Genomic DNA, 26397 nt, shown 5'->3' on the forward strand with positions numbered 1-26397 from the left:
GCCTCAGTTCCGTAGTCCGCGGCCGGTGAAGTGCAGGAAGACGTCCTGCAGACTGACCAGCGGTACCTCGACGCGTTCGACCTCCGGAACCTGGGAGGTGAGCTCGTTCAGGTTGCCCCGAACGACGTTCACGCCTCGATCGATGATCGTGATCTGATCACCGAGCCGCTGCGCCTCCTCCATGTAGTTGGTGGTCAGCAGCACGGCGCGGCCTTCCCGTGCGACGTCCTCGATCCGATTCCAGATCGCTTCGCGTGACTGGACGTCGACACCAAGCGTGGGTTCGTCCAGCAGGAGCAGTTCGGGCCGCATCATCAGTGCCTTGCCCAGTGCGAGTCTGCGCTGCATGCCTCCGGAGAATGTGCCAGCGCGATCATCGGCACGCGCGCCGAGCTGCACGAGCTCGAGCGCTTCGTCGATGCGGGTGCGTTGTTCGCGGGCCGACATCCCGTAGTAGCGGGCGTGAAACGTGAGGTTCTCGCGGGCCGTGAGCTCGGGATAGAGCGAGGTCTCCTGGGGAACGAGGGCGATCCGGCGCAGCAGGTCCCGGCGTTGGGTTGCCGGATCCAGGTCCAGCACCCGGACACGTCCTGAACTCGGGGTCACCAGGCCGGTGAGCACATTCATCAGCGTCGTCTTGCCGGACCCGTTCGGACCGAGTAGGCAGCTCACCTCACTCGGGCGCACGTCCAGATCGACACGGTCCAGGGCCCGGAATGGCTCCCGCTTGCGTCCTCGAGAGAACTCGACCGTCACCTCCGTCACGTCCACTGCCACCTGCGGCTGGTTCACGGTGCCTCCTTCGTCAAGTGCGGGTCTACGAGATCGTGGCGGAGGTTGATGCTAGATTCAACGCTGATGAATAAAACTCGAGGTCGCCCCCGATCTGGTTCCGACGACGGCCGCGACCGGCTCCTGGAAGCCGCCCGAGAGCTCTTCTCAGCGCACGGCTACAACGGTGCAACGGTGCGGATGATCGCGGGCCGAGCAGGCTGTGATCCAGCATTGGTCTCCTACCACTTCGGATCGAAGAAGCTGCTGTTCGCTCGCGCGATGGCCCTCTCGCTTGGCCCGTCCTCGGTACTGGAGGAGGCGATCGACGGTGACCCGGAGGGTGTGCCGGAGCGGCTTGCCGTCCTCGTCATCCGGGCATGGGAAACGCCCGAGGTGCAAGGGACGCTGACTCAGCTGGTGGCTACCGGAATGCAGCACCCGGAAGTGCTGCATGCCTTCCGGGAGTACCTCGAACGAGAGATCGTTGGACCGCTCGTTGAATATTTTGGCGGGAGTGCCGCGGCGCGTGAGCGAGCCACAGCGACGATCACGATCATCATCGGCCTGATCTTCGGTCGCTACGTGATCGGCGTCGAGCCGCTTCGGTCAGAGCGCCCCGATCGGCTCCTGGCCCTCTTGACTCCCAGCCTGGAGGCCATCTCGCGACCTGGTCAGCGCACGCGGCGCAGACCGGTGAACCGATCTGTCGGTGGGCGAGATACGTGAGCGCCGGATCGGATAGGCATGTCGCCGGCCGAAAGGAAGGTAGGCCGCGAATCATGCCCCGGCCTCCGAGCGGGCAGGAATGCAGACCCTGCGATGGACGGGTTGTGCGGTGCCGGTACGATCGCTGGGATCGTCACCCGCTGTCGACGGGAGCCGTGACCGACGGAAGGACCGCCGCATGCCCGACCTCGTCCTGACGCTTCTCGCCGCGACTGTGCTGGGCGTAGGAGCTCATCTGGTGCGGGTGCCCCCATTGGTAGGATTTCTAGCGGCGGGCTTCCTGCTCGGTGGGATGCAGGTGGATCCTTTCCCGGGACTACCGGAGCTGGCCGATCTGGGCGTGACGTTGCTGCTGTTCACCATCGGCCTGAAGTTCGACGTGCGCACCATCTTGCGCCGGGAAGCGTTCGGGACCGGTCTGATCCACATGGTCTTCAGCATCCTCATCGGCGCGGGAACGCTGGGGTTGCTCGCCGTGGTCGGTGCCGTGCAGGCCGGGAGCTGGCAGACCCTTGCGCTGATCGGGTTCGCGCTATCCTTCTCCTCCACCGTGTTGTGCGTGAAGGTCCTGGAGGAGCGCTCAGACGACGGATCCTTCTATGGGCAGACCGCGATCGCGATCCTCGTCATCCAGGATCTCGCAGCGGTCATCTTCATCACCGCCACCAACGACGAACCGCCGAGCTTGTGGGCACTGGGACTCGTGCTCCTGATCCCGGCCGCGTGGCTGCTGCGCCGGATCCTTGAGCACGTCGGCCGCGGTGAGCTGCTGATCCTGTTCGGGATCGTTCTGGCCCTCGGGCCGGGCTACTACCTATTCGAGGCCGTCGGCATCAAGGGCGACCTGGGCGCCCTGGTGGTCGGTCTGCTGCTCGCCAGCCACCCGCGTGCCATCGATCTGTCGAAGGCGTTGTTCAGCATCAAGGAGCTGTTCCTCGTCGGCTTCTTCCTCACCATCGGCATGGGGGCGGGACCCTCATGGTCGGATCTGGCCGTGGCGGTGGTGCTGTGCATCGTGCTCGTCCCGATCACGATCGCCATGTTCGCCGTTCTGGCCCGAGCGTTCGGGCTGCGCAACCGTACGGCGATGCGGGTGGGACTTGTGCTCGGCAACTTCTCCGAGTTCTCCATCATCGTGACTGCGGTGGGGGTCAGCAGCGGCATGCTCACTGACCGCTGGCTGACGATCGTGGCGCTCGCCGTGGCGGTGAGCATGGTGGTCTCCTCGCTGCTCAACGGCCGCGGCGCACATCTGGCGGGCCGGATCGCCGCCCGGATGCCGGCGCAGGACCCCACCAGGCTCAGGCTCGCCGACCGGCCGATCAACACCGACGGCCATCACGCCGTGGTCCTCGGGATGGGCCGTGTGGGGCGCTCCACCTACGCTCGCCTGCGGGAGAATGCCGATCTGCAGGTTCTCGGCGTCGATAACGATCACGGCGTCGTCACCCGCCTGCGGGATCAGGGCTACGACATCGTCGAGGGTGACGCCACGGACCTGGAGTTCTGGCAGCGCATCTGCTCGGGCGGCTTCGTCGAGACCGTGGTGCTGGCCATGCCGATTCACGATTCGAATACCTTCGCGCTCGACCAGGTACGGGCAGCCGGATTCACCGGCAAGCTCGCCGCCGTGGCCCAGTACCCCGAGCAGGTGGAGCACCTGCGGGAGGAGGGCGTGGAGGCAGTGATCAACGTCTACGCCGGCGCGGGTGTGGCGCTCGCCGATCAAGTGGTACCGCCCCGGAACTCCTGACGAACGCCCGGTCTCGGCCGCGCTGTCGCCGGGGTCTTGGTGAGGAGCGCGCGAGGGGCGACTTCGGAGTGGTGCCCGCGCGGGAGTGGGACGAGGCTCAGAGCGCGCACCGCGCCGTGCGTCGACAGTTCCCGTGTGGTCGATCGAGTGGAGGCTGCCGCTGCCGTCTCATCGACGACATCGTCGCTGCAGGCGCGCCCCGGAGACGACTGCCTGGCGCCGGTGCCCACCGACGGTGTCTTGACACCCATGTAGGACAGGGGCATGATCAACAGCGAGCATATGCACACCACGTGAGCAAGTGCCCACGATGTGTATCTCGCGGAGATTGTCCACAGAGAGGTGGCCCCGGGGCGAGCCCCCGGGTAGTACGGCTCTCTCGTACGAGAGGAAGAAGCACATGGGAGTGCCTCATCGAAGGATTGCTGCTGCCGCGGCAGCTACGGCAGCACTCGTGCTGACCGCCGCGTGCGGCGACGGCGAAGGAAACGGCGGCGATGACCAGTCGGGTGGTCAGGATCAGATCATCATCGATCTGCTCTTCGACGGGCAGGAGGCGTCAGTAGACCCGCACCGCGCGGCTGCACCGTCGGACCGCACCATGTTCCGTGCCATGTACGACACATTGGTCACGTTCCCCACAGCAGACCTGTCCGAACCCCAGCCGTGGCTGGCCACAGAGTGGTCGTCCAACGACGATGCCACCGAGTGGACCTTCCAGCTGCGAGACGACGTGACCTTCTCGACCGGAAACGACCTCACGTCCGAGGATGTGGTGTGGTCGCTCAATCGCCTCAAGAACGTCGGTGATCGCGCGTCCTACCTCATGGACGGTCTGTCGGTGCGAGCTGATGGCGACTACACCGTGGTCGTGGAGTCCGAGGTGACCAATGTGGCCGTACCGTTCATCCTCACGAGTTCGAACGCGGCCATCCTTGACTCCGAGGAACTGGCTGCGAACGGTGGCACAGCGGATGAGTCTGCTGCGAGCACCGATGACGCAGGCATCTACCTGTCGAGCAACTCGGTCGGTAGCGGCCCATACCAGCTCGAGCGCTATGAGGCCGGGTCGGAACTGGTGATGACGCGGAACGAACAGTGGTGGGGGAACGAGCCCGCCTACGAGCAGATCGTGCTGCGCGACGCCGAACCGGCAGTGCAGCGCCTCAACGTCTCCAGCGGTGACTCTGACATCGTGGTCGACCTGGGGCAGGAAGAGATCGCCGCCCTCGGCGAGACCGAGCTGCAAGTGGCAACATCACCGGGTACCAATGCCTGGGTCCTCGTGTTCAATCTCGATGACTCCGTTTCGACAGTGACCAGCTCGGCGGACTTCCGTGAAGCCGCCCGGATGGCCATCGACTGGGAGGCGCTCGCTGAACTGGGCGGTGACGGAGCGCAGCGCCACTGCGGCTTCATCCTGCCCACGGTTGCATCCGGCCTCCAAGAGGGCGACGAGGGATGTATCGAGTTCGATGTCGACGGTGCCCGCTCGATCATCGAGGACGCCGGTCTCGACGGGGAGACTGTCACCCTTACCCTGCAGGCGTTCGATCGCGACGGGGTCAACGCCGTCGAGGTCGGCAGCCGGATTGCTCAGATGTGGCAAGACATCGGGATCAACGCTGAGATCGTCGAGCAGCCCGACGCTGTCGTGGCCGATCTGCGAAACAGCGGCCAGATCGAGGTGTTCATCGTGCCCAACTCGATGCGCTCGCCCCACCCCTACACCTACGTCGGGACGATGAACCCGAGCGGTGGAACCTCGCAGTCGGGTGAGAGCTATCGCGGCGGATGGCAGGCGGCCGACCAATCCGGAGCCGTCCACGAGCCGCTGCCCGGACAGACCGAGTGCGCAGCCCTCGGTGTGGACGGACAGAACTCGGCCTCCATGGATGACGCGGTTCCGCTGTACGAGGACTGGCAGCGTTGCATGAACGAGGTCTCGCCGTTCATTCCGCTGATCGTGGGCACCGCCAGCGTGGTGGCGCAGCCAGATCTGCCGGAGATCACGGACTACCACCCGCTGTGGGCCATCGACATCCCGACCTACACCGGTGCGGCCATCGGCTGACGATCGCCTCGGGTGTGGCCGGCGCCTCCTTGCCGGTCACACCCGATCGATTGGCAGGCACTGGCGCCTCGAGACGAAAGTAGTGATCGATACATGGGCGTACGAAGCTCCTTCTGGCTGTTCGTCATCAAACGGTTAGGCATCTCGGTCTTCCTCCTGTGGGGAGTGGCCACGATCATGTTCCTCGCCGCCCGGTTGGTCCCGGGTGACGTCATTTCGGTGATGCTCGGAGAGGAAGCAGCCGCCGATCCGGTGGCACGTCAGGCAATGATCGAACGGTTCGGTCTAGACCGGCCCGTGCCCGAGCAGTACTACCTGCATATGACCAACCTCGTGCAGGGTGACTTCGGAATCTCGATGCGTACCCGCGGGCCAGTAGCGGACGAGCTCGCACGAGCGGTCCCGGCCTCCTTGGAGCTGGGAATCCTCGCTGGACTCATCTCGGCGATCCTCGGCATATTCCTCGGTACGCTCTCGGCACTGCAGCGCGGCAAGCTGGCCGATCAGCTCATCCGCGTTGTGACGGTCACAGGCATTTCCGTTCCGCTGTTCTGGCTCGCACTCGTCGCGCTCTACGTGTTCAGTTTCAAACTGCAGATGTTCCCTGGAATCGGCAGGCTCTCCCCGGGGGTGGCCCCGCCGCCGACGGCCACCGGAATGTACACGATCGATGCGCTCCTCGCCGGGCAGTTGGGGACGTTCGCTGACGCCTTCATGCACCTGCTCATCCCTGGAGCCGTACTTGCGGTGTTTACGATGACGCTCATTACCCGCTTCACCCGGTCCGCCGTTCTCGAAGTGCTGAATGAGGACTACGTCCGCACCGCGCGTGCGAAAGGTCTGACGTCGGTGCGGATCCTCTTCGCCCACGTGCTCCGGGCGGCGTTCGTCCCCATCGTCACCGTGATCGGCATCATGTTCGGTGCCGTGTTGGCAGGTGCCGTGCTGGTGGAGGAGATCTTCAACTTCCCAGGAATCGGGCAGATGATGTTCCGTAGCGCCGTATTCTTGGATATGCCAGGAATGATCGGTATTGGCCTTGTCGTAGCTGTGATCTATGTCGGGATCAGTTTCGTGACAGACATTCTCTACGGCGTGATCGACCCGCGTATCCGAGTGAGCTAGAACGGTGGCAGAAATGAGTGTTCCTTTGTTGTCGCGCCTGTCCAGAGAGGGCCGTGCGCCCGCCGTGGGCAGTGAGCCGACGCTGCCATCCGCCGAAGACCTTCGGGCACACCTCGACAAGCAGGTGCGCATCGCAGGACGCGGCTTCTGGAAGCAGCCTCTCGCGGTCGCGGGTGTCATCATCCTCGGCCTGTGGTTGGTCGCCGGTGTCTTTGCACCGTGGATCGCTCCCTACGACCCGCTCGCACAAGACGCTGCGAGATTCCTCCCGCCCGGCGGCGACCATCTCATGGGCACCGACTCCCTCGGACGCGACGTGCTCAGCCGCATCATTCACGGTGTCCGGATCACCGTGCCCTATGCCGTGATCATCGTGGCCGTCTCGACCGCCATCGCCCTGGTGGTCGGCTCGATCGCGGCCTATGCCGGGGGGTGGGTGGACGAGGTCCTCATGCGGATCACTGACATCTTCCTCGCGCTGCCCTCGATCGTGTTGGCGATGATCGTGGCGGCCGCGATCGGGCCGGGACTGGAGAACGCCGTCATCGCGATCATCATCGTGGCCTGGCCTCCGATGACGCGCATCGTGAGGAGCCTCGTGCTCTCCATCCGTTCGCGCGACTACGTGACGGCCTCACGGCTGCTGGGAGCAAGCTCGTCGCGGACGCTTGTCGTCGACTTCGGCCCGAACCTCATCGGTTCCGTCGTGGTGGTGGCGATGATTGAGATCAGTCAGCGGATCCTGCTGCTCGCAGCTCTGAGTTTCCTGGGGCTTGGTGCACAGGAACCCACACCTGAGTGGGGGCGGATGGTGTCCGACGGCGCGGCCATCCTCGACCGCTGGTGGGTCGCCACGTTCCCTGGGCTGGCAATCCTGACAGTGGTGCTCGCCTTCAACCTGATCGGCGACACGTTGCGCGACACAGTTGACCCCCAGGTCTCGAAGCAGGTGAAGGAGTGACCGTGGACAACCTCCTCGAAGTCAAGGATCTCAAGATCTGGGTGGCCGGAGCCGCAAGGCCCATCCTGGTCGTCGATGGCGTCGATCTGCAGGTGCGTGCTGGCTCAGTGCTCGGCATCGCTGGTGAGAGCGGCAGCGGGAAGTCGATCTCAGCACAGTCCCTGATAGGGATCCTCGGCGAGAAGTTCGTCTACGAAGGCGAGATTCGGCTGGAGGGAAGGCTCATCGGTGACGGAGGTGAGCCGTTCGCGGCGATCCGCGGCCGCGAGATCAGCATGATCTTCCAGGACCCGCTGAACTCGCTCCACCCGCAGATCCAGATCGGTAAGCAGCTCACCGAGCACGCCGGCCGATCCGGCCAGGACAGCCGGAAGGCGGACAAACGGGCCCGCGAGCTGCTGCGGGAGGTGCGTATCCCTGATCCCGACTGGGCGATGAAAGCCTATCCTCACCAGTTCTCCGGTGGTATGCGCCAGCGTATTGCCATCGCAATGGCGCTCGTGGGGGATCCGAAGGTGCTGATCGCCGACGAACCCACCACGGCTCTCGATGTCACGGTGCAGGCCGGTGTGCTTCGCTTGATCAAGCGGCTGTGCGTCGAGCGTGACCTCGGCGTCATGATCATCACCCACGACCTCGGCGTGATGAATGCGATGGCGGACGACCTGACCGTCATGTACGCCGGCCGGGTGGTCGAGAGCGGGCCGGCCACGCAGGTGCTGCAGTCGCCGCGCCACCCCTACACCGAGCAGCTCGTCGGCTCCCTTCCCGCCGGGCCAGCACGCGACGGTGGGAGGGCCCGGAACATGCGGGCCATCGCCGGCGAGCCTGCCACGCCGCGCAACCGACCCGCCGGGTGCGCATTCCACCCGCGCTGCCCGTGGGCCGAGGACCGGTGCGCGGTGACCGTTCCACCGGTCGAGTACCGAGGCGAGGGCAGGCGAAGCGCCTGCCTGGTGGATCCCTTCTTCTCCGTGGACGATGTGAGAAAGGCGGCTGCACGATGAACAGTGACAGCATGGCGTTGGTCGTCAATGACCTCGAGGTCGAGTACCGGACGAAGGGACGAGCCCGCGTGCGTGCGGTCGCCGGCGTCTCGTTGCAGGTCGGTCGAGGAGAGATCGTCGGGCTCGTCGGAGAGTCCGGGTGCGGCAAGTCGACGGTCGCGAAGGCGGTGGTCGGCATCGAGCGTCCCGCGGCAGGCGAGGTGCTCTACCGAGGTGCGCGCGTGACCCCCATCTCCCGCATCGGGAAGCGGCCCAAGAACCAGCGGAACTTGCAAATGGTGTTCCAGGAGCCGGCATCCTCGCTGAACCCGCGCCGTTCGATCGGATCGCAGGTGGCGGATGCACTGAAGTTCGCCACCGATCTGCCGCAGGCCAAGCACGAGGAACGAGTTCGCGAGCTCCTCGACATGGTGGGACTGCCCAAGAACGCCCACCGTGCCTATCCGCACCAGTTCAGCGGTGGTCAGAAGCAGCGCGCGTGCATCGCGCGCGCCTTGGCCGCAGATCCCGAGGTGCTGGTGGCCGACGAAGCCATCTCCTCCCTCGACGCCTCCGCGCAGGCACAGATCGCGGACCTGCTCGTGGGCCTGGTCAAGAAGCTCGACATCGGCCTGCTGTTCATCTCCCACGACCTCGCCGTGATCGGTGAGATCTGTGACCGGATCGCGGTGATGTACCTGGGCAAGATCGTCGAGCTGGGACGGCCCGAGCAGATCTGGTTCGAACCCCGCCACCCGTACGCGCGCGCCCTGATGCGCTCGGTACCGCGGATCGGTCGGGACAGCTTCCCCGAGTCGCTCGAGGGAGAGGTTCCCGACCCGGCGAACCCGCCCTCCGGGTGCAGGTTCAACACCCGCTGCCCGTTCGTGATGGACAAGTGCCGCGTGCAGGAGCCCGCGCTCATCGATGTCGAGCAGGAGGACGGCGGAACTGTCGCCTGCTGGTTGCAGGAACCGGGCGCCGTCGTGGATCTGGACACCCTGGCCACCGAACGAGAAGTGGCATCGGCCTGAGGGTGCGGGGAGCGCACACCGTTGCCACACGCCGGCCAGCACGTCAACGAACCTGATGAGGAACGCAATGCAACGACAGCAACAGCAGGTGATCCTGGGGAGTTCGGGGCTGTCTGCCACGAGGCTGGGACTTGGCGGCGGACCGCTGGGGAACATGTTCGCCCCGATTGGCGAGGATGACGCGCGGGCAGCTTTGGAGCGCGCGTGGGACCTAGGCGTCCGGTTGTACGACACGTCGCCGTTCTACGGGTACGGGACCTCGGAGCGACGCTTCGGTCGGATGCTGGCAGACAAGCCGCGGGAGGAGTTCGTGCTGTCCACCAAGGTGGGCAAGATGCTGCGAGCCGATGTCGAGCCCAAGGCCGAACAGTTCGTCGACGGCGAGCCGTTCTTCCGGGACGTACCGGCCCTGAATGTGGAGTATGACTACTCCGGCGATGGTGTTCGCCGCTCGATCGAACAGAGCCTGGAGCGGCTCGGACTCGATCGGATCGACCACGTCAACGTGCATGACCCGGACGACTTCTTCGAGGAAGCGATCAACGGCGCCATCCCGGCGCTGGTGCAGCTGCGCTCCGAGGGAGTGATCGGAAGCGTCGGGATCGGGATCAACCAGGCCGATCTGCTCGAGCGGTTCGTGCGCGAGGCTGATCTGGATCTGGTGCTGCTCGCGGGCAGGTACTCGTTGCTCGACCAGGCGGCGCTGTCGACCACGCTGTTCGAGGCGACCCAGCAGACCAACACCGCGATCATGCTCGGTGGCGTGTACAACAGCGGACTCCTCGTGCGGCCCGAGGTCGGTGCGCGCTTCAACTACGAAGCGGCACCGACGCCGCTGATCGACCGTGCGCAGGCGCTCGCCGCCATCTGCGACCGGCACGATGTGCCGCTGATGGCGGCGGCGATCCAGTTCCCGCTCGCGCACCCCGCGATCACCGCCGTGCTGACCGGGGTACGGGCGGCCGTCGAGATCGAGGAGAACGTCCGGATGCTCAACCACCACATCCCGGCACAGCTGTGGGCCGATATCCGCGCCTCGGGGCTCGTGCACGAGGAGGCCGTGCTGCCGGACGAGGCAGCCTGATCGATGGCCCCTTCAGGCTCCGATCCAGTACCGATCCCGATGGTTCAGGCCCCCGTGCGGCGATCCCAGCCGGAGCGGCGTCCTCGCCGAATGCTGGAGCTCGACGAGCGCCTGATCGTCATCGACGACGACCCCACCGGAAGCCAGGCCGTCCACGGAGTGCAGGTGGTCGGCCGGTTCGACGAACCAACCATCACCGCTGCCCTGACGGCGTCGCAGACGGTCTTCCTGCTGAGCAACGCCCGCGCCCTTCCTGAGCACGCCGCGGTGGCACGGCTGGCGCAGATCGCCAGCACGGTCCGTCAGGTCTGCCACGCGCTGGGTCTACAGGCGCGCTTCGCCAGCAGGTCGGACTCGACGCTGCGTGGGCACTTCCCCGCGGACGTGCGCGCGATCGCTGGAGCGGGCCCCTTGCCCACCGTGCTGCTGGTGCCGTGCTTCGTAGACGGCGGGCGCTGGACGTTCGACGACGTGCACTGGGTGCGTGAGGGGCAGAGCCTGGTCCCCGTCGGGCAGACCCCCTATGCGCGCGATGACTCCTTCGGATTCCACTCCTCCCGGCTGCCGGAGTGGGTGGCGGAGAAGTCAGGTGGTCAGATCCTCGCCGAGGACGTGATCTCACTCCCGCTGCAGCAGGTGCGCACGGGCGGACCGGAGGCGCTCGCGACGATGCTGGCGGGTGCTGCCGGATCGGTGGTGGTGGCCAACGCCGTCGACGATGGCGATCTGGAAGTGATCGCGGACGCCGTGCGGATCGTGGAACGGGAGGGCCAGGAGGTGCTCTACCGCACGGGAGCCTCGTTCGTCCGCGCACGCGCCGGGATTTCCCGGCGTGAACCGGTCACTGTGGCAGACCTCGGCCTCACGCGTCGTGGCCGGGGTGGTCTGGTGGTGTGCGGTTCGCACGTGCCGCTCTCGACGGCGCAGCTCACCACGTTGCTCCAGCGTGAGGACTGCGTAGGGATCGAGTTGGACGTTCCGGAGGTGGTTGCGCGTGGTGAGCGGGCGGCGGTTGCCCAGCGTGAGGCCGCGGGCCGGATCGTCGCTGCGGTGCGGGCCGGCCGCCACGCCGTGGTCTACACCAGCCGGGAGGTGGTGCCGCCCGCGCCGGGACAGGGGGCACTCGAACTCGGCGAGATTGTCTCGGGCGCACTTGTGGAGCTCGTGCGTCGCGTACGGAGCGAGCCGGACTTCCTGGTCACCAAGGGCGGAATCACCTCCCACGAGGTGGCGACCCGTGCCTTGGAACTCGAGCGCGGCACCGTGCTCGGGCAGGTCGTCCCTGGCGTGTCGGCCTGGCGCGTCGACACCGGTGGTGCGGGCTCCCAGGTGCTCGTGGTGTTCCCCGGGAATGTAGGCGACGAGCGCTCCCTCGCTGACGTCGTCGGAGCTCTCAGCGTGCCGGAACAACACTAGCGTGAGCAGATGCTCACTGGTAGAGTATTTGCTACAAGGGTGATGGATCCGGTTCTCCGGCCAGTCCGGATGAGCGCGATGTCGCACAGTTCGTCACCACCACGACCGACACGGAGAGGTGTCTGCACACGTGAACAAGGTCCTTCGGATGAGCACGGTGAGCAACGAGCTCGCGAACGAGTTGATGGACGTGGCAAGCGCACGCGGTGAAGAGCTCGGGGGTCGATTCTCGATCGCCCTGGTGGATGTCGCCGGAACCCTGAAGAACTTCCGGCGCTTGGACTCCTGCCCCCTCGTCGGCGTGCAGGTCGCGCAGGACAAGGCCTACACCGCTGTGCTGAAGGGAATTCCTACGCATGAGTGGTACGAGGGCATCAAGGACAACCCCTCGCACCTGTATGGCGTCCCGTCGGCGGTCGAACGCGTGACGATCTTCGGGGGCGGATTCCCGATCCACGTCGAAGGCGAGCTCATCGGCGGGCTGGGAGCGAGCGGCGGGACGTACCTCGAGGACATGGACGTCGTGCAGTCGGCGATCAGCGCCGTCATCGGCTGACCGGACACGAGACCGACGGAAGCGACGAACGGAGAGCACGACCATGAAGCGACGCGGAGTCATCCACGACAAGTTGTCCTACGCCCTCGCCACGATGGGCCACGACGATCTGCTGATCGTCACCGACGCCGGCATGCCCTTCAAGCGTGACGACGAGCGAACCATCGATCTCGCGCTGGCCCCGGACGTACCCGACATCTTCACGGTGCTGCGGGCGATCCGTCAGGACCTGTGGGTCGAGAAGTTCGCCTTCATCGCCGAGGGGCGCAACCCCAACGTGGTCAACGGGGTGAGTGAGATCTTCCCCGATGCCGAGAGCACCACGATGCCGAACGACTGGTTCCACCACGCCGTCGACAACACCGCCAAGTGGGTCGTGCGCTCCGGTGCGTGGACCCCGTGGGGCAACGTCGCATTGTGGTCCGGGATCCCGGTGGCCGAGTGGATGTCCTCCACCGGTGCCGAGCCCCCGCAGGAGTGGGACGAGCGGCTGCGGCTGAACCGGGAGCACGGCAACGACGGAGTCCGGTGATCGAGAGACCGGCAACGAGGGAGAGGACGAACGATGGCTCAGTTCGCAACGGATTTCAGTGAGTACGAGACGGGGCGCGCGCCGCACGACTGGGTGAACGCCTGGGTGCCGGCCGAACAGCGCTTCGAGGTGGCGGAGGTCGAGGGCGCACTGGGCGGCAAGGCACTCCAGCACGAGATCGAGGTGCACAACCGCCGCGCCTGGCGATGGACCGCAGTTCCCGGCAGTGACGAGGTCGAGGTGCTCGCCCGGTTGCGTTCCAGCAGCGCCGACTCCCGGTTCGGGATCCTGTGCCGCGCCGACGGCGCACAGCAGCGGGACACCGAAGAGGGCGTATCCCTCGAGCTCTTCTGCGGGCATCTGCGGGACGAGGCGCCGTTCGAGGCTCCGCGCCAAGAGATGCGTCAGACCGTGTTCTTCGGCACCTATGACCCCGCCCAGGAGGCGCAGCGCGGTCCCGCACGCCCTCACGGCATCGGGCGTCCCCGTGTGGAGGAGTACTACCCCTGGCAGGCGGGGGAGTGGAACTGGATGCGGCTCCAGGCGCGCAACGAGGGCGGCTTCATCGCCGTCCGGTTCACGGTGTGGTCCGACGGTACGCCGGAGCCGCAACAGTGGCGGCACGACATCATCCGGACCGAGCCCGATCATGTCGGTCGCCAGGGCTGGGTAGGAATCACCGGTCAACGGACCGAGGGCGTACGCGAGTACGACTACTTCGCGGTCGGGACCGACGGGGACCGGGCACCCGCCCCCTGAACCACTGGCCTTCGGCGCATCCACGAGACGAGTACACGCAAGGAGACAAGACGATGGCATTGCTCGCGATCGACGCAGGCACGGGGAGCGTCCGTGCGGTGATCTTCGACGAGACCGGCACGCAGCTCGCTGCCGCGGGCCGGGAGTGGGAGCACCGCAACGATCCACGCTTCCCCGGGTCGATGGACTTCGAGGTGGACCGTAACTTCGGGCTCGTCAGCGAGAGCATCCGTGAGGCGCTTGAACTCGCCGGACTGCGTGGATCGGATATTGCCGGCGTGAGTGCGACGAGCATGCGCGAGGGTTTCGTCGCCTTCGACGCCGCCGGCAAAGAGCTGTGGGCATGCGCCAACGTCGATGCGCGTGCCTCCGCAGAGGTGACGGAGCTGCGCGAGCTCGGGGCCCAGATCGAAGCGGAGTCCTACGCGATCTCCGGGCAGACCTTCGCGCTGAGTGCCCAGCCCCGCCTGCGGTGGCTCGCCAAGCACCTGCCGGAGATCTACGAGCGTATCGACGCGATCGAGATGCTCAGTGACTGGGTACTCACCCGGCTCACCGGCGTCACGGTGAGCGAACCGACCAATGCCTGTACCAGCGGTATGTTCTCGCTCGAGGACAGGGCGTGGTCGGCGGAGATCGCGCGGATGTGCGGCTTGCGAGACGACATCTTCCCGCGGGTGGTCGAGCCCGGGTCGATCGTCGGCGAGGTGACGGCGCGGGCCGCCGAGACCACGGGTCTCGCGGTGGGTACGCCCGTCGTCGCCGGCGGCGGCGATGCGCAGCTGGCAGCACTGGCCCTGGGGGTGGTCGACCCCGGGCAGACCGCGATCTCAGGCGGGACCTTCTGGCAGCAGATGGTCAACATCAGTGAGCTGCGGACTGATCCGCAGATGCGTATCCGCGTGGACTGCCATGCGATCCCGGGAGTGTGGCAGGCGGAGGGCATCGTCTTCACACCCGGCCTGGCGGCACGGTGGTTCCGGGACGCATTCGGTGGACCGGAGAAGGAACGAGCCGCGCGAGAGGGCCGCGATCCCTACGACCTGCTGACCGAGCGAGCCGGCCACGTCCCGCCCGGATCGCACGGCGTGATCCCGATCTTCTCCGACGTCATGAACTACGGGGCATGGATGCACGCAGCACCTTCGTTCCTCAACCTCTCGCTGGACGTGGCGCGGTCCGGAACCGACGTGCTGTTCCGGGCCCTCATGGAGAACGCGGCCATCGTCACCCGCGGCAACCTGGGGGTGATCGCCTCCTTCACCGGAACCTCCTCCGACGAGGTGGTCTTCGCCAGCGGCGCGGCCAAGAGCCCGGTGTGGACGCAGATCGTCGCCGATGTGCTGCAGGTGCCGGTGCGAGTCCCGGTGGTGAAGGAGGCGACCGCGCTCGGTGCGGCCTTGTGCGCCGGTGCTGCGGTGGGATCGTTCGACGATCTCGCCTCCGCCGGCCGGTCGGTGGCGGCATGGGAGCGGGTGGTCGAACCGGACGTAGCGAACGCAGGCGTCTACGACGAGGCCTACGGACGTTGGCAGGCGGCCTATCCCGCGCAGCTGGAGCTCGCCCGGTCCGGCGTGACCGAGCCGATGTGGCGAGCCCCCGGAATCTGACAAGACCTAAAGAACCTGAGAAGGAGCGAACATGGCAGCAGAGCTGGAAGGAATGGTCATCGCCGTCACCGGGACCTCCCGCGGCCTCGGCGAGGCCACGGCGAAGGTCCTCGCGACCAATGGTGCGAGCGTCGTAGCCGCGAGCCGGGACGAGGCGCTCCTGGACGACCTCACCGCGAGCATTCGCGATGTGGGCGGTTCGATCACACCCGTCCTGGCCGACGTCACCGACGAGGCACAGGTGGCCTCGATCGTCGAGCGCGCCGTGCAGGTGCACGGCCGGCTGGACGGCATGGTGAACAACGCCGGGGTGATCCGGGTCGACTCGGTGGAGCAGATGAGCGCCGACGACTGGGACGTCGTCAACAACGTGAACGTCAAGGGCGTGTTCTACGGCTGCAAGCACGCCGTCCGGCAGTTCCTCCAGCAGGGGACTTCGGGTGCGATCGTGAATGTCTCGTCCGTCTCGGCCCTCGTCGGCATGGCCGGTCAGCCTGCGTACGCCGCCTCGAAAGGGGCCGTCAACGCGTTGAGCCGACAGGTCGCCGTCGAGTATGCCGAGCGAGGGGTGCGCTGCAACGTCGTGGGCCCCGGGTCCATGGACGGCCAGATGTTCCGGCAGTACCTGGCCGGACAGGACGATCCGGACGCCGCCGAGGCAGCCGTGCGGGCCGCGCACGCCATGAATCGCGTCGCCGATCCACGGGAGGTGGCCGAAGCGATCTCGTTCCTCCTCTCACCGCGCGCCTCCTTCATCACCGGTGCCGTGCTGCAGGTCGACGGCGGGCAGTCGGCGATGTGAGTCGGTGCCATCTGGTCCGGCGCCTGGAGGTGCCCGAGAGCGGGCGCCCCGGAGCCGGCCACGTGAGAACGCAGGACCGACGCGTGAGCGTCCCCAGATCCACCGAACAGGAGCATCGATGACCGCCCAGGACCGCATTCTCAAGGGAACCGACCTCGCTACGGGCCCCTACATCCTCGGAACCATGGATTTCGGGGAGAAGATCGCACCCGAGACGGCAGCGCAGATCGTGCAGACGGCACGCGAGGCCGGGATCACCATGTATGACACCTCGAATCACTATGTGAACGGGACCTCGGAGGAGGTGCTCGGTGAGATCGTCAAGCCCTTCCGAGACGACATCCTGATCACCACCAAGGCCGGCAGTCAGGGTGGTGAGCACCCGCTGGGCGCGGAGGTGATCCGGGCCGAGGTCGAGAAGTCGCTCGCACGCCTGCAGACCGACCGGATCGACCTCTACCTCCTGCACCGGCCGGACTGGTCCACGCCGATCGAGGAAACCCTCGGGGTGTTGCACGAGCTCGTCGCCGAAGGCAAGATCCGGCATCTCGGCCAGTCGAACTATGCCGCCTGGCAGATCGCCGACTTCATCCACCGCAGCGGTGACAAGCCGGCGCCGATCGTCTCCCAGCAGAGCTACAACATGCTCGCCCGGCGCCTCGAGGAGGAGTACGCGGCCTGCGCTCAGGCCTTCGGCGTACCGACCGTGGTGTACAACCCGCTCGCGGGCGGACTGCTCAGCGGCAAGTACGACCTGAACGTCGAGCGGTCCGGAACCCGGTTCGAGAAGTCCTGGTGGAACAACACCTACTGGAACGAACCGCACTTCGCCGCCGTGGAGAAGTTCAAGGGCATCGCCGACTCCGCTGGCTGGACGCCTGCCGAGCTCGCACTGCGCTGGGTCAAGAACCAGCCCCTGGTCGATGCCGTACTGTTCGGAGCCACCAGCGTGGCCCAGCTCCAGGAGAACCTGCGCATCCTGGACGGTCCCGCTCCCAGCGCTGACATGCTCGAAGCGATCGACGAGGTCTGGTTCAGCACGCTGCGCGGCCCCGCGATGGGGTACAACCGGTGACGAAGACAGCGATCGTCACCGGCGCGACGAAGGGTATCGGGCGGGCAACGGCCATCAAGCTCGCGCAGCAGGGTCACTGGGTGCTGGGCGTGGGGCGGGACCGCGCCGAAGGGGCGACGCTTCAGCGGGAGCTGGCCGAGCACTCCGGCGGCGTGTTCGCCGACATCGATCTGACCGCGGACGATGCCGGGGCCAGGATCGTGGAGCGGGCCGTGGCCGAGACAGGCCGGGTCGACGTGCTCGTGAACAACGCCGGCGTCAACCTCCCGGCGCCGATCACCGAGGTCACGCCCGAGCTGCTGGATACGGTGCTGGGCCTGAACCTGCGGGCGGCGGTGCTGCTGAGCTCGGCGGCGATCGCGCAGATGCGCACCTCCGGTGGCGGCGTGATCGTCAACGTCTCGAGTGAGGCGGGGGTGCTCGGTTTTCCCGGTCAGGTGGCCTACAACGTCTCCAAGGCCGGGCTGTCGATGCTCACCCGTTCGATCACCGCTGAGTGCGCCGAGCAGGGGATCCGGGCGGTCACCGTGAGTCCGGGCACCACATCGACCCCGCTCGTGGCCAAGCTCATCGACGACGCCCCCGACCGGCAGGCGATGATCGATGCCCTGCAGGACCGGCCCGCGGCCCGGTTGGGGCGCCCGGAGGAGATCGCCGAGGCCATCTGTTTCGCCGCCTCGGACGCCGTTTCCTATCTGACCGGCAGCGAGATCGTCATCGACGGCGGCCGCACGGCCGTCGGCTGACCCCGGCGCGACCACAGGAGGACCGATGGAACACGCAATGATCACCCCGTCCGGGATCCGCGTCTCGCGGTTGGCGTTCGGCACGATGCGCCTGGTGCCCGACGGCAACGACCCCGATACCTGGCACGCGGGTGAACGGGCGCTGCACGCTGCCCTGGAAGCGGGAGTGGACGTCATCCACTCCAATTCTTCGTGGCCGACCTATCCGGCCACCTGCGCCATGCTCGCCCGCCATCCACGGCATCGCGATCTCAGCCACGTCATCAAGGTGGAGTCGCCCGACTACGACGACGGCGAGTTCGACCCGGCGGTGTTCCGTGGTCAGGTCGAGGCGGCGCTGCGCGCACTCGATGTCGAACGGATCGCCGTGGTCCAGCACCTCCAACGTGGGCCGCACTGCCCCAAGGAGATCGCCTACAGCGCGGCCGGGGACGAGCGCAGGCTCGCGGCGCTGCCCACGGTCGCCGACCAGGTGGCCGAGGTGGCGCAGGAGCTGCGCGAGGCGGGCAAGATCGGGGAGGTCGCCACCTTCCCGCACACAGTGGGGTTCGCCGAACGAGCGATCGATCAGGACGTCTACTCCGCCGTCGTGCACTTCTACTCCATCCTGGAACCGGAGATGGTCCCACTCCTGGACGACCTCCGGGCGCGAGGGAAGTCGTTGATCGGATTGCGTCCGCTCACCCAGGGTCTGCTCACCCAGGCCCGCGCCGATCGGAGCCGCCTCACCGCCGCAGACAAGCGCACTCAGGAGCGGTACCTGCCGTGGTACGAGCGGCTGCGCGCGGTGGCTCCGTTGCTTGCCGGCCGCGACGAGTCCTGGACCAGTCTTGCCTTGCGATGGGCGTGGACCCACCCCGCCGTAGCGACACTGGCGGTCAGCATGAACACCGAGAACGAGGTGCGCGCGGCGCTGGCGGCGATGGAGGCCGGCCCGTTGGAGAGCGATCTGGTTGCCGCCGTGCATCGGGCGGTGTCAGAGCTTCCGCCGATCGGCAAGGAGACCCTGTTCGGCTGACACGCCGGCCGCTGAGTCACCTGCCTGCTGAGTCACCGGTCCACTGAGACGCAGCCGCGTACTGTCGCGGCGAGATGGAGGTAGAGGATGCCGTCGACCGTGGCCGTGCTCGGGCTGGGAGCGATGGGGGTGCCGATGGCGCAGGCAATGGCTCCCACGCTGACCGTTCGCGCGTTCGATCCTGATCCTGGACGCCGTCGCCTCGCGCAGGAGCATGGCGTGTCGGTGCACGCCACGGCACGTGAGGCCGTGGCGGGCGCCGGGGTGGTGCTGCTGGCGGTCCGGGATGCATCTCAGGTCGAGCAGGTGCTCCTCGCCTCCGATCACGGTGTGCTCGAGGTACTCGAGCACGGTGCTGCCGTGGTCTTGACCTCGACCGTCGGGATCGACGCCGTACGAGAGCTGGACGAGGCGATGGCCCGATCCGGCGCACTGCTGGTGGATGCACCCGTCTCGGGCGGCCCGGTACGGGCCGGCGACGGTGACCTGGTGGTGCTGGTGGCGGGTTCACCGCAGGCTCGCGAGCGCGCCGGCAACGTGCTGTCGGCGATCGGATCCACGGTGACGGTCGTCGGCGACCGACCGGGCGATGGCCAGGCGCTGAAGACCGTGAACCAGCTGCTTTGCGGCGTGCACATCGCGGCGGCGGCCGAAGCGCTGGCTCTCGCCCGCCGGCTCGGTCTCGATCTGCGCCTCGCCCTCGACGCCCTCACTCAGGGTGCGGCGCACTCGTTCATGCTGCAGGACCGCGGCGAGCGGATGGTGCAGCTCGTCGAGGGAGCCGATCCGGAGGTGCTCAGCACGGTCGGGATCTTCGTCAAGGATCTCAGCATCGTCGCGGAGGCGAGCAGGTCCGCGGCTGTTCCCACCCCGGTGGCCAGCGCGGCCGAGCACCTGTTCCGGATCGCCGCACGCATGGGTCAGGACAGGGCCGACGACTCCACCGTACTGAACACGCTGATCGACCCCAGCAGCCGCTAGTTGCGTAGCTTCGCCTGCTCCAGCTCCCAGTACTCGATATCGAAGGCGTCCGCCTCGGAGATGGTGCGGTAGCCACCGAGTCGTTCGGCGGCTTCGATGATGCGGATCGTGTGCCGGTAGATGACTCGCGCGGCCTGCGCCTGCTCGGGTGTGCGGCCCACGCCGGCGATTCCGAAGGACGGATCGAGAACCACTCGTGGTGCCGGATCGAGCATGGTGAGCTGTTCGTCGCTACGGTCACGGTTGCGCTGGAAGTAGTCGGTGTACTGGGCAGCGAACCCGGCAACGTCCTCTCCCAGCAGCGGGGTGCGCTTGGTGCGGATCACATGCTCGAGGGTCGAGGGCCCGCGGCCCGTCACCTCCGCCAGGTCCGCCCGGGCGAGGAAGGCGTCGATCTCGGGGGAACGGACCGCCTCGGCCGTGAACGATCCGCCGATCTCGTCCTCGAGGCGGCCCACAAGCCGGTCCATGCGGGCCGAATCACCCGTGGTGAGCACTGTCTCATCCTCGTCGTCGACGAACCGGATGCCGGTGCGCTCGGTGATCCACGCCGACGCACGCTCCACCAGATCCAGGTGGCGCCGGTAGGCACTGGCTGCGTCGTCGCCGAACGTGATCAGGCCGTGGTGCGTCAGCACGATGCCCTCGAACGCGGTGAGGTCGGTTTGCTCCATCAGCTCCCGGATGGCCTGGGCGAGTGTGAAGCCCGGCATCAGGTACGGCAGCACGAGCACCCGCTTGCCGAGGGCGGACCGGATGTTCTCCGCGGCGTGCTCGGAGTTCGTCAAGGTGACGATTGCGTCGGCGTGTGTGTGCAGCACGGACTCCTGCGGCAGCAGCGCGTGCAGCGGAGTCTCGATCGAGGGCGTGGGTGCCGCTGGATCGAGCAGGGCGGCGCGCAACCGCTGCAGCAGGTCGGCGTCGCTCATCGTCGGTGCGGAGAGCAGATCCAGCACGTCCTGGCGCCGGAGCGGCGCGAACCCGCCGGGACCGATGGTGCCCATGTCGTGCCCGGACGCCTTGACGCGCACGACGCCGTCGGAGGTGGCCGAGCTGTTGCCCCCTCCGTAGAGAACGAGGTACGGATCGGAGCCGAGCCGTCGGGAGGCGTGGATGCACTGCTCGAGTGCGTCCGGCCCCCCGACGGCGTCGCTCGCCCCGGGCGTGCGCCCTCCTGCCCGCGGTGCGGGTGTGGATGAGTCAGGGCTCATCGGCACTCTCAGTCCTCGGCTCCGCCGGAGAGATCGCGGTACTGCTCGTGGGCCTGAGCCGGGGTGAGATTCTCGTGCACGAGCGCACGCACCGCCGTCATCATGGCCACCGGGTCGCGGCGCTGGAAGATGTTGCGGCCCATGTCGACCCCGGCGGCGCCGGCGTCCATCGCCCGGTGGGCCATTGTGAGTGCGTCGATCGCGGGCAACGTCTTTCCGCCGGCCATGATCACCGGCACCGGGCAGGCGGCGGTGACCTCTTCGAAGCCCTCCTCGCAGTAGTAGGTCTTGACCAGCTGCGCGCCGAGCTCGGCGATCATCCGGGTGGCCAGGCCCAGGTAGCGGGAGTCACGGGTGAGCTCCTTGCCCACGGCGGTTACCCCGAGCACGGGGATCCCGAGCCGCATTCCGGCGTCGACGAGACGGGTCATGTTGTGCACCGACTGGGTCTCGTGCTGTCCACCGACGAAGACCTGCACGGCGACGGCGGCCGCGTCGATGCGGGCAGCGTCCTCCATGTCCATCGCGATGCGCTCGTCGGAGAGTTCGGAGAGGATGGACGGTCCGCCGGAGGCGCGCACCACGAGTGCGTTCTGGGAGGTGGCAGGGATCACCGACCGGAGGATCCCCCGTGTGGCCATGAGGGCATTCGCCATCGGCGCGAGCGGGTTGATCGTGAGGTCGACGCGCTCGAGGCCGCGGGTCGGGCCCTGGAAGTACCCGTGATCGAAAGCCAGCATCACGGTGCGTGCGTCGGCCGGATCAAAGATCCGTGCCAGCCGGTGGCGCATTCCCCACTCGAGTCCGGCGCCTCCCTTCACCGGGAAGCCGTGCGACTCCTGCGGTGTGTCGGTGTGGAACTGCTTGGCGTCGATGTTGCCGTCCTTATCGGCCATGTCGTCTCCTGACGTCGTCGTGTACGGGTCTCGGTCGTGGCGGGCGTGTCAGGGCTCGGTGCGCCCGGGAGCAAGCGCGGGCTCCGGATCGCCGGGCTTCCAGTCCACCTGCACTCCGTCCTGAGGGTCGTACGGGGCCTTGATGAAGAGCGCCCGGAAGACGGTGTCACTGTTGTTGACGAAGTAGTGCTGCTCGCCAGGCTCGAGCTGGGCGACGTCACCGACGGTGAGCGTGTGAGAAGTGCGTCCGTCGACCCAGAGGGTGGCCTCGCCTTCGAGGACGTAAAAGCTCTCCTCGATCTGTGCGTGGTAATGGTTGACGGCATCGTCACCGGGGCGCAGGCGGACGACTCCGACGTCCGTGCGGGGCCCCCGCGAGATGTAGCCCGGTCCGTACTCACCGAAGCGGTACGGGGCCTCCCTCATATCGATCAGACGCATGACTCATTCCCTTTCTGGTGGTGATGATCCGTTGGCGATGCGCTTGCTCGAGGCGAGTGCTCCCGGATCGAGCTCCCCTTGACGCTCCTCGACGAGCGCGAAGGCCACGCTCTCGGTGGTGATGAGCACATCCAGATAGCCGCCAGCGAGTGCCCCGCGGATCGCCTGCAGCTTGTCCTTGCCGCCCGCGGCCCCGATGACCATGTCGATCGACCGGAGGTCTTCGAGGTCGATGCCGATCCGGCTCTCATACGCCTCCAGCGGCACCGTGGTGCCATCGGCGTCGTAGAAGATGCTCAAGATGTCGCCGACGATTCCCAGGTCGGCGTACTCGCGCAGCTGGACCTCGTCGGCGTATCCGAACTGCGTCAATGTGGGCGTGCCGACCACGGCGCCGATCCCGACCAGCGCGATATCGGCGTTGCGTGCCTTTCCGAGCACATCACCGACCCCGGGTTCGTGCCGGAGGGCTTCAGCGACGGCGGGGGAGGAGGTGAGTAGCGGTGTGGGGATCACGAAGTTGGTGATCTTGGAGCCGTTGGTGTTCTTGACGTTGCGCAACGTCGCGACGTACGCGTCGACCCCGCCGGTCAGGGTGACCGTCTGCACGTCCTTCAGCGGCTCTGACGGGAGGAACTCGCAGGTGAGGTGAACTGTTTCGCCCCATCCCATCCCGAGCACCGTTCCCGGCTGGAGGCGGTTCGCGAGGTACTGAGCTGCCGCCTGAGCGATCCGTGTGTTCGAGGCTGCTTGCGTCTCCACGACCTCGGGCAGGTCGGGTACGACGACGACGTCCTTGAGGTCGTAGAGGTCGACCAGTTCCCGTCCGACATGGAACGCAGGCAGGTAGGGGGAGTTGATGGTGAACGTGACGATGCCTTCGCGGCGGGCACGGTCGAGCAGGCGCCCGGCGGATGCTCGCGAGATGCCGAAGACCTTCGCGATCTCGTCCTGAGTCATCTCGTCCACGTAGTAGTGCCATGCGGCACGGACGAGAACGTCGGTCTCGCTCCTGTCGGCGGAAGCCATGTCCTGGTGTCGTTTCCTATCTCTCATAGCACGTCAGTCTGCAGGCTTCGGCGGTTTGCGTGGGCCTCCAACCCCTATGTGAGCCGATGCTCACGTGCGTTGCATTCGCTCACACTAGAGGTGTGCGTGAGGGGCGTCAAGCAGTTGAGGGGTGATTTCCTGCACGGGGTCCGCCGCGTCTGTGTTGCCTCGACGCGCCACTAGGCTGGCGCGATGACCGCCGCGACGATGCGCGCCAGCCTGCTGCTGGCACCTGAAGACCTGCAGATCCGTGACGTGCCGCGGCCCGAGCCACGGCCCGGGGACGTCCTCGTGCAGATCGAGCAGGTGGGCCTGTGTGGCTCCGATGTGCACTTCTTCCAGCATGGTCGGGTGGGGTCACTGGTCGTCACCGACCCCCTGATCCTCGGCCACGAGGCCGCCGGGGTGATCAGCGCCGTCGGGCCGGGCGTGGCGACCGGGCGCCTGGGGGAGCGGGTGGCGATCGAGCCGCAACGACACTGCCGGGAGTGCTCGTTCTGCCTGGACGGGCGGTACAACCTGTGCGAAGAGATGGAGTTTGCCTCCGCTCCGCCGGTGCACGGTGCGTTCGCCGAGTACATGGCCGTGCCGGCGATGTTCGCTCACCCGATCCCGGAGGCGATGACGTTCGAGCAGGCTGCCTTGGCCGAGCCGCTGTCAGTCGGGCTGGCGGCGGTCCGCAAGGTACCGGTCACCGAGAATCGTGTCCTGGTCGCCGGGGGAGGGCCGATCGGCGTCTTGACGGCGGCTGTCGCCCGAGCGCACGGTGCACGCGAGGTGGTGCTCACCGACCCGATCCCAGCCAGACGGGAACTGGCGATGAAGCTCGGGGCGAGCTACGCCGTCGGGCCGGATGAACTCCCCGACCACGTGGGGCGGGGCTTCGAGGTGTTCATCGACACCTCCGGTGCGCCGCCGGCGATCGACGCCGGACTGCACGCGCTGCGGCCGGGAGCCGATGCCGTGCTGCTGGGCATGGGGCACGACCGGATCGACCTGGACCTGTTCCGCGTGCAGTCCTACGAACTGCACCTTCATGGGCTCTTCCGTTACACCCGCACCTGGCCCAGCGCGATCGACCTCATCGCGCGCGGAGTGGTGGACGTACAGCCGCTGATATCCGACCGCACCGGTCTGGCCGGGCTACCCGAGGCGATGCGCCGCAACGGCGACCCCGACGTGATGAAGATCCTGGTGAACCCCCGGCGTCACGACGCGTAGTAGGCGGCTACCTGCTCCAGATTTGCCCAGGCACTCTCTACTGGCTCAGGGCTGCCGTCCGCCGCGAGCGTCAGTGCGTCGAGCATCACGTGCCAGCCGACGGCGAACTCCGCCGCGGGCTCGGGCAGTACCTCGCGATGGGTGAGGGTCAGCAGTGTTCCTCCGTCGGCGGGCACGAGCGCCCACACAACCTCCGACTCCGGGACTCCCTCCCAGACCCAGCCGTGAATCAGGCACCCGGCTCCATCGGCAGCGGGAGGCTCGACCGTGGTCACCGTTCCGGTGGCGCTGCCTTCCTCCCCGAAGTCATAGCGGACGGCGGAGCCCACCTCTGGTTCGATCCGGCACCCGGGTAGCCACTGCTGCAGCAGGTCGGGCTCGGTGAGCCAGGCCCAGACCCGATCCGGGCGGTGCGGAAGGTGGCGTTCGAAGCGGATGCGGAACGTGCCGTCCTCGCCGATGCCGAGAGTGCCGCGTGCGCTGTCGTTGCTTGTCATCGTTCTCCTTCGCCTGAATCCATCGCCTCCGAGAGCCGGTCGAGCGCGGATGCCCATCGCACCCGCTGGGACTCGAGCCAGTCCTCGACCTCGGCTAGGGACTCCGTACGCAGGCTGTACCTGCGCTCGCGCCCTGCCGCCCGGACGTGCAGTACGCCCGCATCCACCAGCACGCCCAAGTGCTGGGAGATCGCTGGGCGCGATATCGAGAAGTGCGAGGCGATCTGCCCCGCGGTGCTCTCCCCGTCGCCGAGCAGTTCGACGATCGCTCGCCGGTGTGGTGCCCCCAGTGCCTCGAAGACGTCCATGACTGTATGTAAGCAATTGCTTACGCGTTGTGTCAACGGGTCGCGGCCCGCGAGTGGTCCTATCGAGGTGCGCGCCCGAGGATCTGCATACCCGCCCGCTGAGCGGCGCGGCGGTCGAAGGTCATCGTCGCATCACATCCGTTCTCGGCCCCGACCTGGGCGATCACAGCGTCGGCCAGGTCTGCACCAGCGCGCACCGGCGAGAGGGCCTTGCGCACGGTGTCCGCAGCCTCGACCATCAGTTCCTCTGAGCTGAGCAGCGCTTCGACGAACGCCACGCGGCGAGCCGCTGGGAAGGTGTACGCGGAGCTGAGGACCCACCATGTCTCCATCAGGACGATCAGGGAGATGAAGCCCCTGCGCTCCGACGTCAGGCGATCGACCAGTTCGTCGGCCAGCGCAGTCTGGGACTCGTCGTCCCGGACGACGTAGCGCACCAGAACGTTGGTATCGATACCGATCATGGAGTGCCGGCCGATTGTGAGGCGGATCTCGCGATAGCAGCGTCCATCTCCTCCAGGGTCACGACCCGCTTCGGCTGCCCGAAGAAGCCCTTGAGAGAGCGGACGGGTCGGGTTGCCGGGACGATCTCGTAGTTGCCGTCGGGTAGCTCGATGAACTCCACGCGATCGCCGGCGGCGAGGTGGAGTGAAGCCCGGACGGATGCGGGGATGGTGATCTGACCTTTGGACGTCACGGTTGCGCTCGGCATGGACTCACCTTACCTGGGTTGGCTATTCCTGTGCAGTGGTAAGGCGTCA

At 67.0% G+C, this 26397-nt stretch carries 28 protein-coding genes; 19 read left to right on the top strand and 9 right to left on the bottom strand.

Annotated elements, in window-relative coordinates:
• Positions 1-3: 3 nt before the first annotated feature.
• Positions 4-792, bottom strand: coding sequence for an ABC transporter ATP-binding protein (locus FV560_RS13365; protein ID WP_159622046.1), 789 nt, complete (start codon positions 790-792; stop codon positions 4-6).
• A 66-nt stretch (positions 793-858) separates the two neighbouring features.
• Between FV560_RS13365 and FV560_RS13370 the strand changes: the two genes are divergently transcribed.
• The 18 genes from FV560_RS13370 to FV560_RS13455 all read left to right on the top strand — a co-directional run bounded on the left by FV560_RS13370 (position 859) and on the right by FV560_RS13455 (position 20012).
• Positions 859-1500, top strand: a complete 642-nt coding sequence (locus tag FV560_RS13370) for a TetR/AcrR family transcriptional regulator (RefSeq protein WP_159622047.1) — start codon at positions 859-861, stop codon at positions 1498-1500.
• Between the two features lie 178 nt (positions 1501-1678).
• Positions 1679-3253, top strand: coding sequence for a cation:proton antiporter family protein (locus FV560_RS13375; protein ID WP_159622048.1), 1575 nt, complete (start codon positions 1679-1681; stop codon positions 3251-3253).
• A gap of 400 nt (positions 3254-3653) precedes the next feature.
• Complete coding sequence (locus tag FV560_RS13380; protein WP_159622049.1) at positions 3654-5327, top strand: ABC transporter substrate-binding protein; 1674 nt, start codon at positions 3654-3656, stop codon at positions 5325-5327.
• 93 nt (positions 5328-5420) lie between these two features.
• Positions 5421-6452, top strand: coding sequence for an ABC transporter permease (locus tag FV560_RS13385; RefSeq protein WP_159622050.1), 1032 nt, complete (start codon positions 5421-5423; stop codon positions 6450-6452).
• 13 nt (positions 6453-6465) lie between these two features.
• Complete coding sequence (locus FV560_RS13390; protein ID WP_159622051.1) at positions 6466-7413, top strand: ABC transporter permease; 948 nt, start codon at positions 6466-6468, stop codon at positions 7411-7413.
• A gap of 2 nt (positions 7414-7415) precedes the next feature.
• A complete protein-coding gene (locus FV560_RS13395; protein WP_159622052.1) occupies positions 7416-8420 on the top strand; it encodes an ABC transporter ATP-binding protein in 1005 nt (334 codons plus the stop codon).
• Entirely contained in the window at positions 8417-9433 is a 1017-nt protein-coding gene (locus tag FV560_RS13400) for an ABC transporter ATP-binding protein (RefSeq protein WP_159622053.1), read from the top strand. The genes FV560_RS13395 and FV560_RS13400 overlap by 4 nt, the downstream gene beginning before the upstream one ends.
• 67 nt (positions 9434-9500) lie before the next feature.
• Complete coding sequence (locus FV560_RS13405; protein WP_159622054.1) at positions 9501-10517, top strand: aldo/keto reductase; 1017 nt, start codon at positions 9501-9503, stop codon at positions 10515-10517.
• A gap of 90 nt (positions 10518-10607) precedes the next feature.
• Complete coding sequence (locus FV560_RS13410; protein ID WP_159622055.1) at positions 10608-11933, top strand: four-carbon acid sugar kinase family protein; 1326 nt, start codon at positions 10608-10610, stop codon at positions 11931-11933.
• Between the two features lie 148 nt (positions 11934-12081).
• Entirely contained in the window at positions 12082-12489 is a 408-nt protein-coding gene (locus FV560_RS13415) for a GlcG/HbpS family heme-binding protein (RefSeq protein WP_159622056.1), read from the top strand.
• 43 nt (positions 12490-12532) lie between these two features.
• Complete coding sequence (locus FV560_RS13420) at positions 12533-13021, top strand: RbsD/FucU domain-containing protein (protein ID WP_159622057.1); 489 nt, start codon at positions 12533-12535, stop codon at positions 13019-13021.
• A 33-nt stretch (positions 13022-13054) separates the two neighbouring features.
• The gene (locus tag FV560_RS13425) at positions 13055-13780 is read left to right on the top strand and encodes a hypothetical protein (RefSeq protein ID WP_159622058.1); all 726 of its coding nucleotides are present in this window, start codon (positions 13055-13057) and stop codon (positions 13778-13780) included.
• A gap of 53 nt (positions 13781-13833) precedes the next feature.
• Positions 13834-15390 carry an autoinducer-2 kinase gene (gene lsrK, locus FV560_RS13430; RefSeq protein ID WP_159622059.1) on the top strand — a complete coding sequence of 519 codons (1557 nt, stop codon included), beginning with the start codon at positions 13834-13836 and terminating at the stop codon, positions 15388-15390.
• Positions 15391-15421: 31 nt separating this feature from the next.
• Entirely contained in the window at positions 15422-16192 is a 771-nt protein-coding gene (locus FV560_RS13435; RefSeq protein ID WP_159622060.1) for an SDR family NAD(P)-dependent oxidoreductase, read from the top strand.
• A 118-nt stretch (positions 16193-16310) separates the two neighbouring features.
• Entirely contained in the window at positions 16311-17267 is a 957-nt protein-coding gene (locus FV560_RS13440) for an aldo/keto reductase (protein ID WP_159622061.1), read from the top strand.
• On the top strand, positions 17264-18013 hold the full coding sequence (locus FV560_RS13445; protein ID WP_159622062.1) for an SDR family NAD(P)-dependent oxidoreductase: 750 nt from the start codon (positions 17264-17266) through the stop codon (positions 18011-18013). Before FV560_RS13440 ends, FV560_RS13445 begins: the two co-directional genes overlap by 4 nt.
• Positions 18014-18038: 25 nt before the next feature.
• Positions 18039-19031 carry an aldo/keto reductase gene (locus FV560_RS13450; protein ID WP_159622063.1) on the top strand — a complete coding sequence of 331 codons (993 nt, stop codon included), beginning with the start codon at positions 18039-18041 and terminating at the stop codon, positions 19029-19031.
• Positions 19032-19118: 87 nt separating this feature from the next.
• Positions 19119-20012, top strand: coding sequence for an NAD(P)-dependent oxidoreductase (locus FV560_RS13455; RefSeq protein WP_159622064.1), 894 nt, complete (start codon positions 19119-19121; stop codon positions 20010-20012).
• Here the strand turns inward: FV560_RS13455 and FV560_RS13460 are convergent.
• Genes FV560_RS13460 through FV560_RS13475 form a run of 4 tightly spaced genes read right to left on the bottom strand, consistent with a single transcriptional unit; the run spans position 20009 to position 23589 of the window.
• Positions 20009-21223, bottom strand: coding sequence for a class II aldolase/adducin family protein (locus tag FV560_RS13460; RefSeq protein WP_159622065.1), 1215 nt, complete (start codon positions 21221-21223; stop codon positions 20009-20011). The genes FV560_RS13455 and FV560_RS13460 overlap by 4 nt on opposite strands.
• Before the next feature lie 8 nt (positions 21224-21231).
• Positions 21232-22119, bottom strand: a complete 888-nt coding sequence (lsrF, locus tag FV560_RS13465) for a 3-hydroxy-5-phosphonooxypentane-2,4-dione thiolase (protein ID WP_159622066.1) — start codon at positions 22117-22119, stop codon at positions 21232-21234.
• Between the two features lie 48 nt (positions 22120-22167).
• The gene (locus FV560_RS13470) at positions 22168-22560 is read right to left on the bottom strand and encodes a cupin domain-containing protein (RefSeq protein ID WP_159622067.1); all 393 of its coding nucleotides are present in this window, start codon (positions 22558-22560) and stop codon (positions 22168-22170) included.
• A gap of 3 nt (positions 22561-22563) precedes the next feature.
• Positions 22564-23589: a sugar-binding transcriptional regulator gene (locus FV560_RS13475; protein WP_159622068.1), complete on the bottom strand. Its 1026-nt coding sequence runs from the start codon at positions 23587-23589 to the stop codon at positions 22564-22566.
• Positions 23590-23802: 213 nt separating this feature from the next.
• On the opposite strand from FV560_RS13475, the gene FV560_RS13480 reads away from it, so the two are divergent.
• On the top strand, positions 23803-24831 hold the full coding sequence (locus FV560_RS13480) for an NAD(P)-dependent alcohol dehydrogenase (RefSeq protein WP_159622069.1): 1029 nt from the start codon (positions 23803-23805) through the stop codon (positions 24829-24831).
• Here the strand turns inward: FV560_RS13480 and FV560_RS13485 are convergent.
• From FV560_RS13485 to FV560_RS13500, 4 genes are read right to left on the bottom strand one after another with little or no spacing between them, the layout of a single operon-like run.
• The gene (locus FV560_RS13485) at positions 24819-25328 is read right to left on the bottom strand and encodes an SRPBCC domain-containing protein (RefSeq protein WP_159622070.1); all 510 of its coding nucleotides are present in this window, start codon (positions 25326-25328) and stop codon (positions 24819-24821) included. The two genes, FV560_RS13480 and FV560_RS13485, sit on opposite strands and share 13 nt — an antisense overlap.
• Entirely contained in the window at positions 25325-25636 is a 312-nt protein-coding gene (locus FV560_RS13490; protein WP_159622071.1) for an ArsR/SmtB family transcription factor, read from the bottom strand. Before FV560_RS13490 ends, FV560_RS13485 begins: the two co-directional genes overlap by 4 nt.
• Before the next feature lie 59 nt (positions 25637-25695).
• Positions 25696-26100 (bottom strand): PIN domain-containing protein, encoded by a 405-nt coding sequence (locus tag FV560_RS13495; protein WP_159622072.1) that lies wholly within the window; start codon positions 26098-26100, stop codon positions 25696-25698.
• Positions 26097-26348: an AbrB/MazE/SpoVT family DNA-binding domain-containing protein gene (locus FV560_RS13500; protein WP_159622073.1), complete on the bottom strand. Its 252-nt coding sequence runs from the start codon at positions 26346-26348 to the stop codon at positions 26097-26099. The genes FV560_RS13495 and FV560_RS13500 overlap by 4 nt, the downstream gene beginning before the upstream one ends.
• Between the last annotated feature and the right edge of the window lie 49 nt (positions 26349-26397).

This window comes from Ruania rhizosphaerae (genome assembly GCF_009805705.1).
Taxonomy (GTDB): Bacteria; Actinomycetota; Actinomycetes; order Actinomycetales; family Beutenbergiaceae; genus Ruania; species Ruania rhizosphaerae.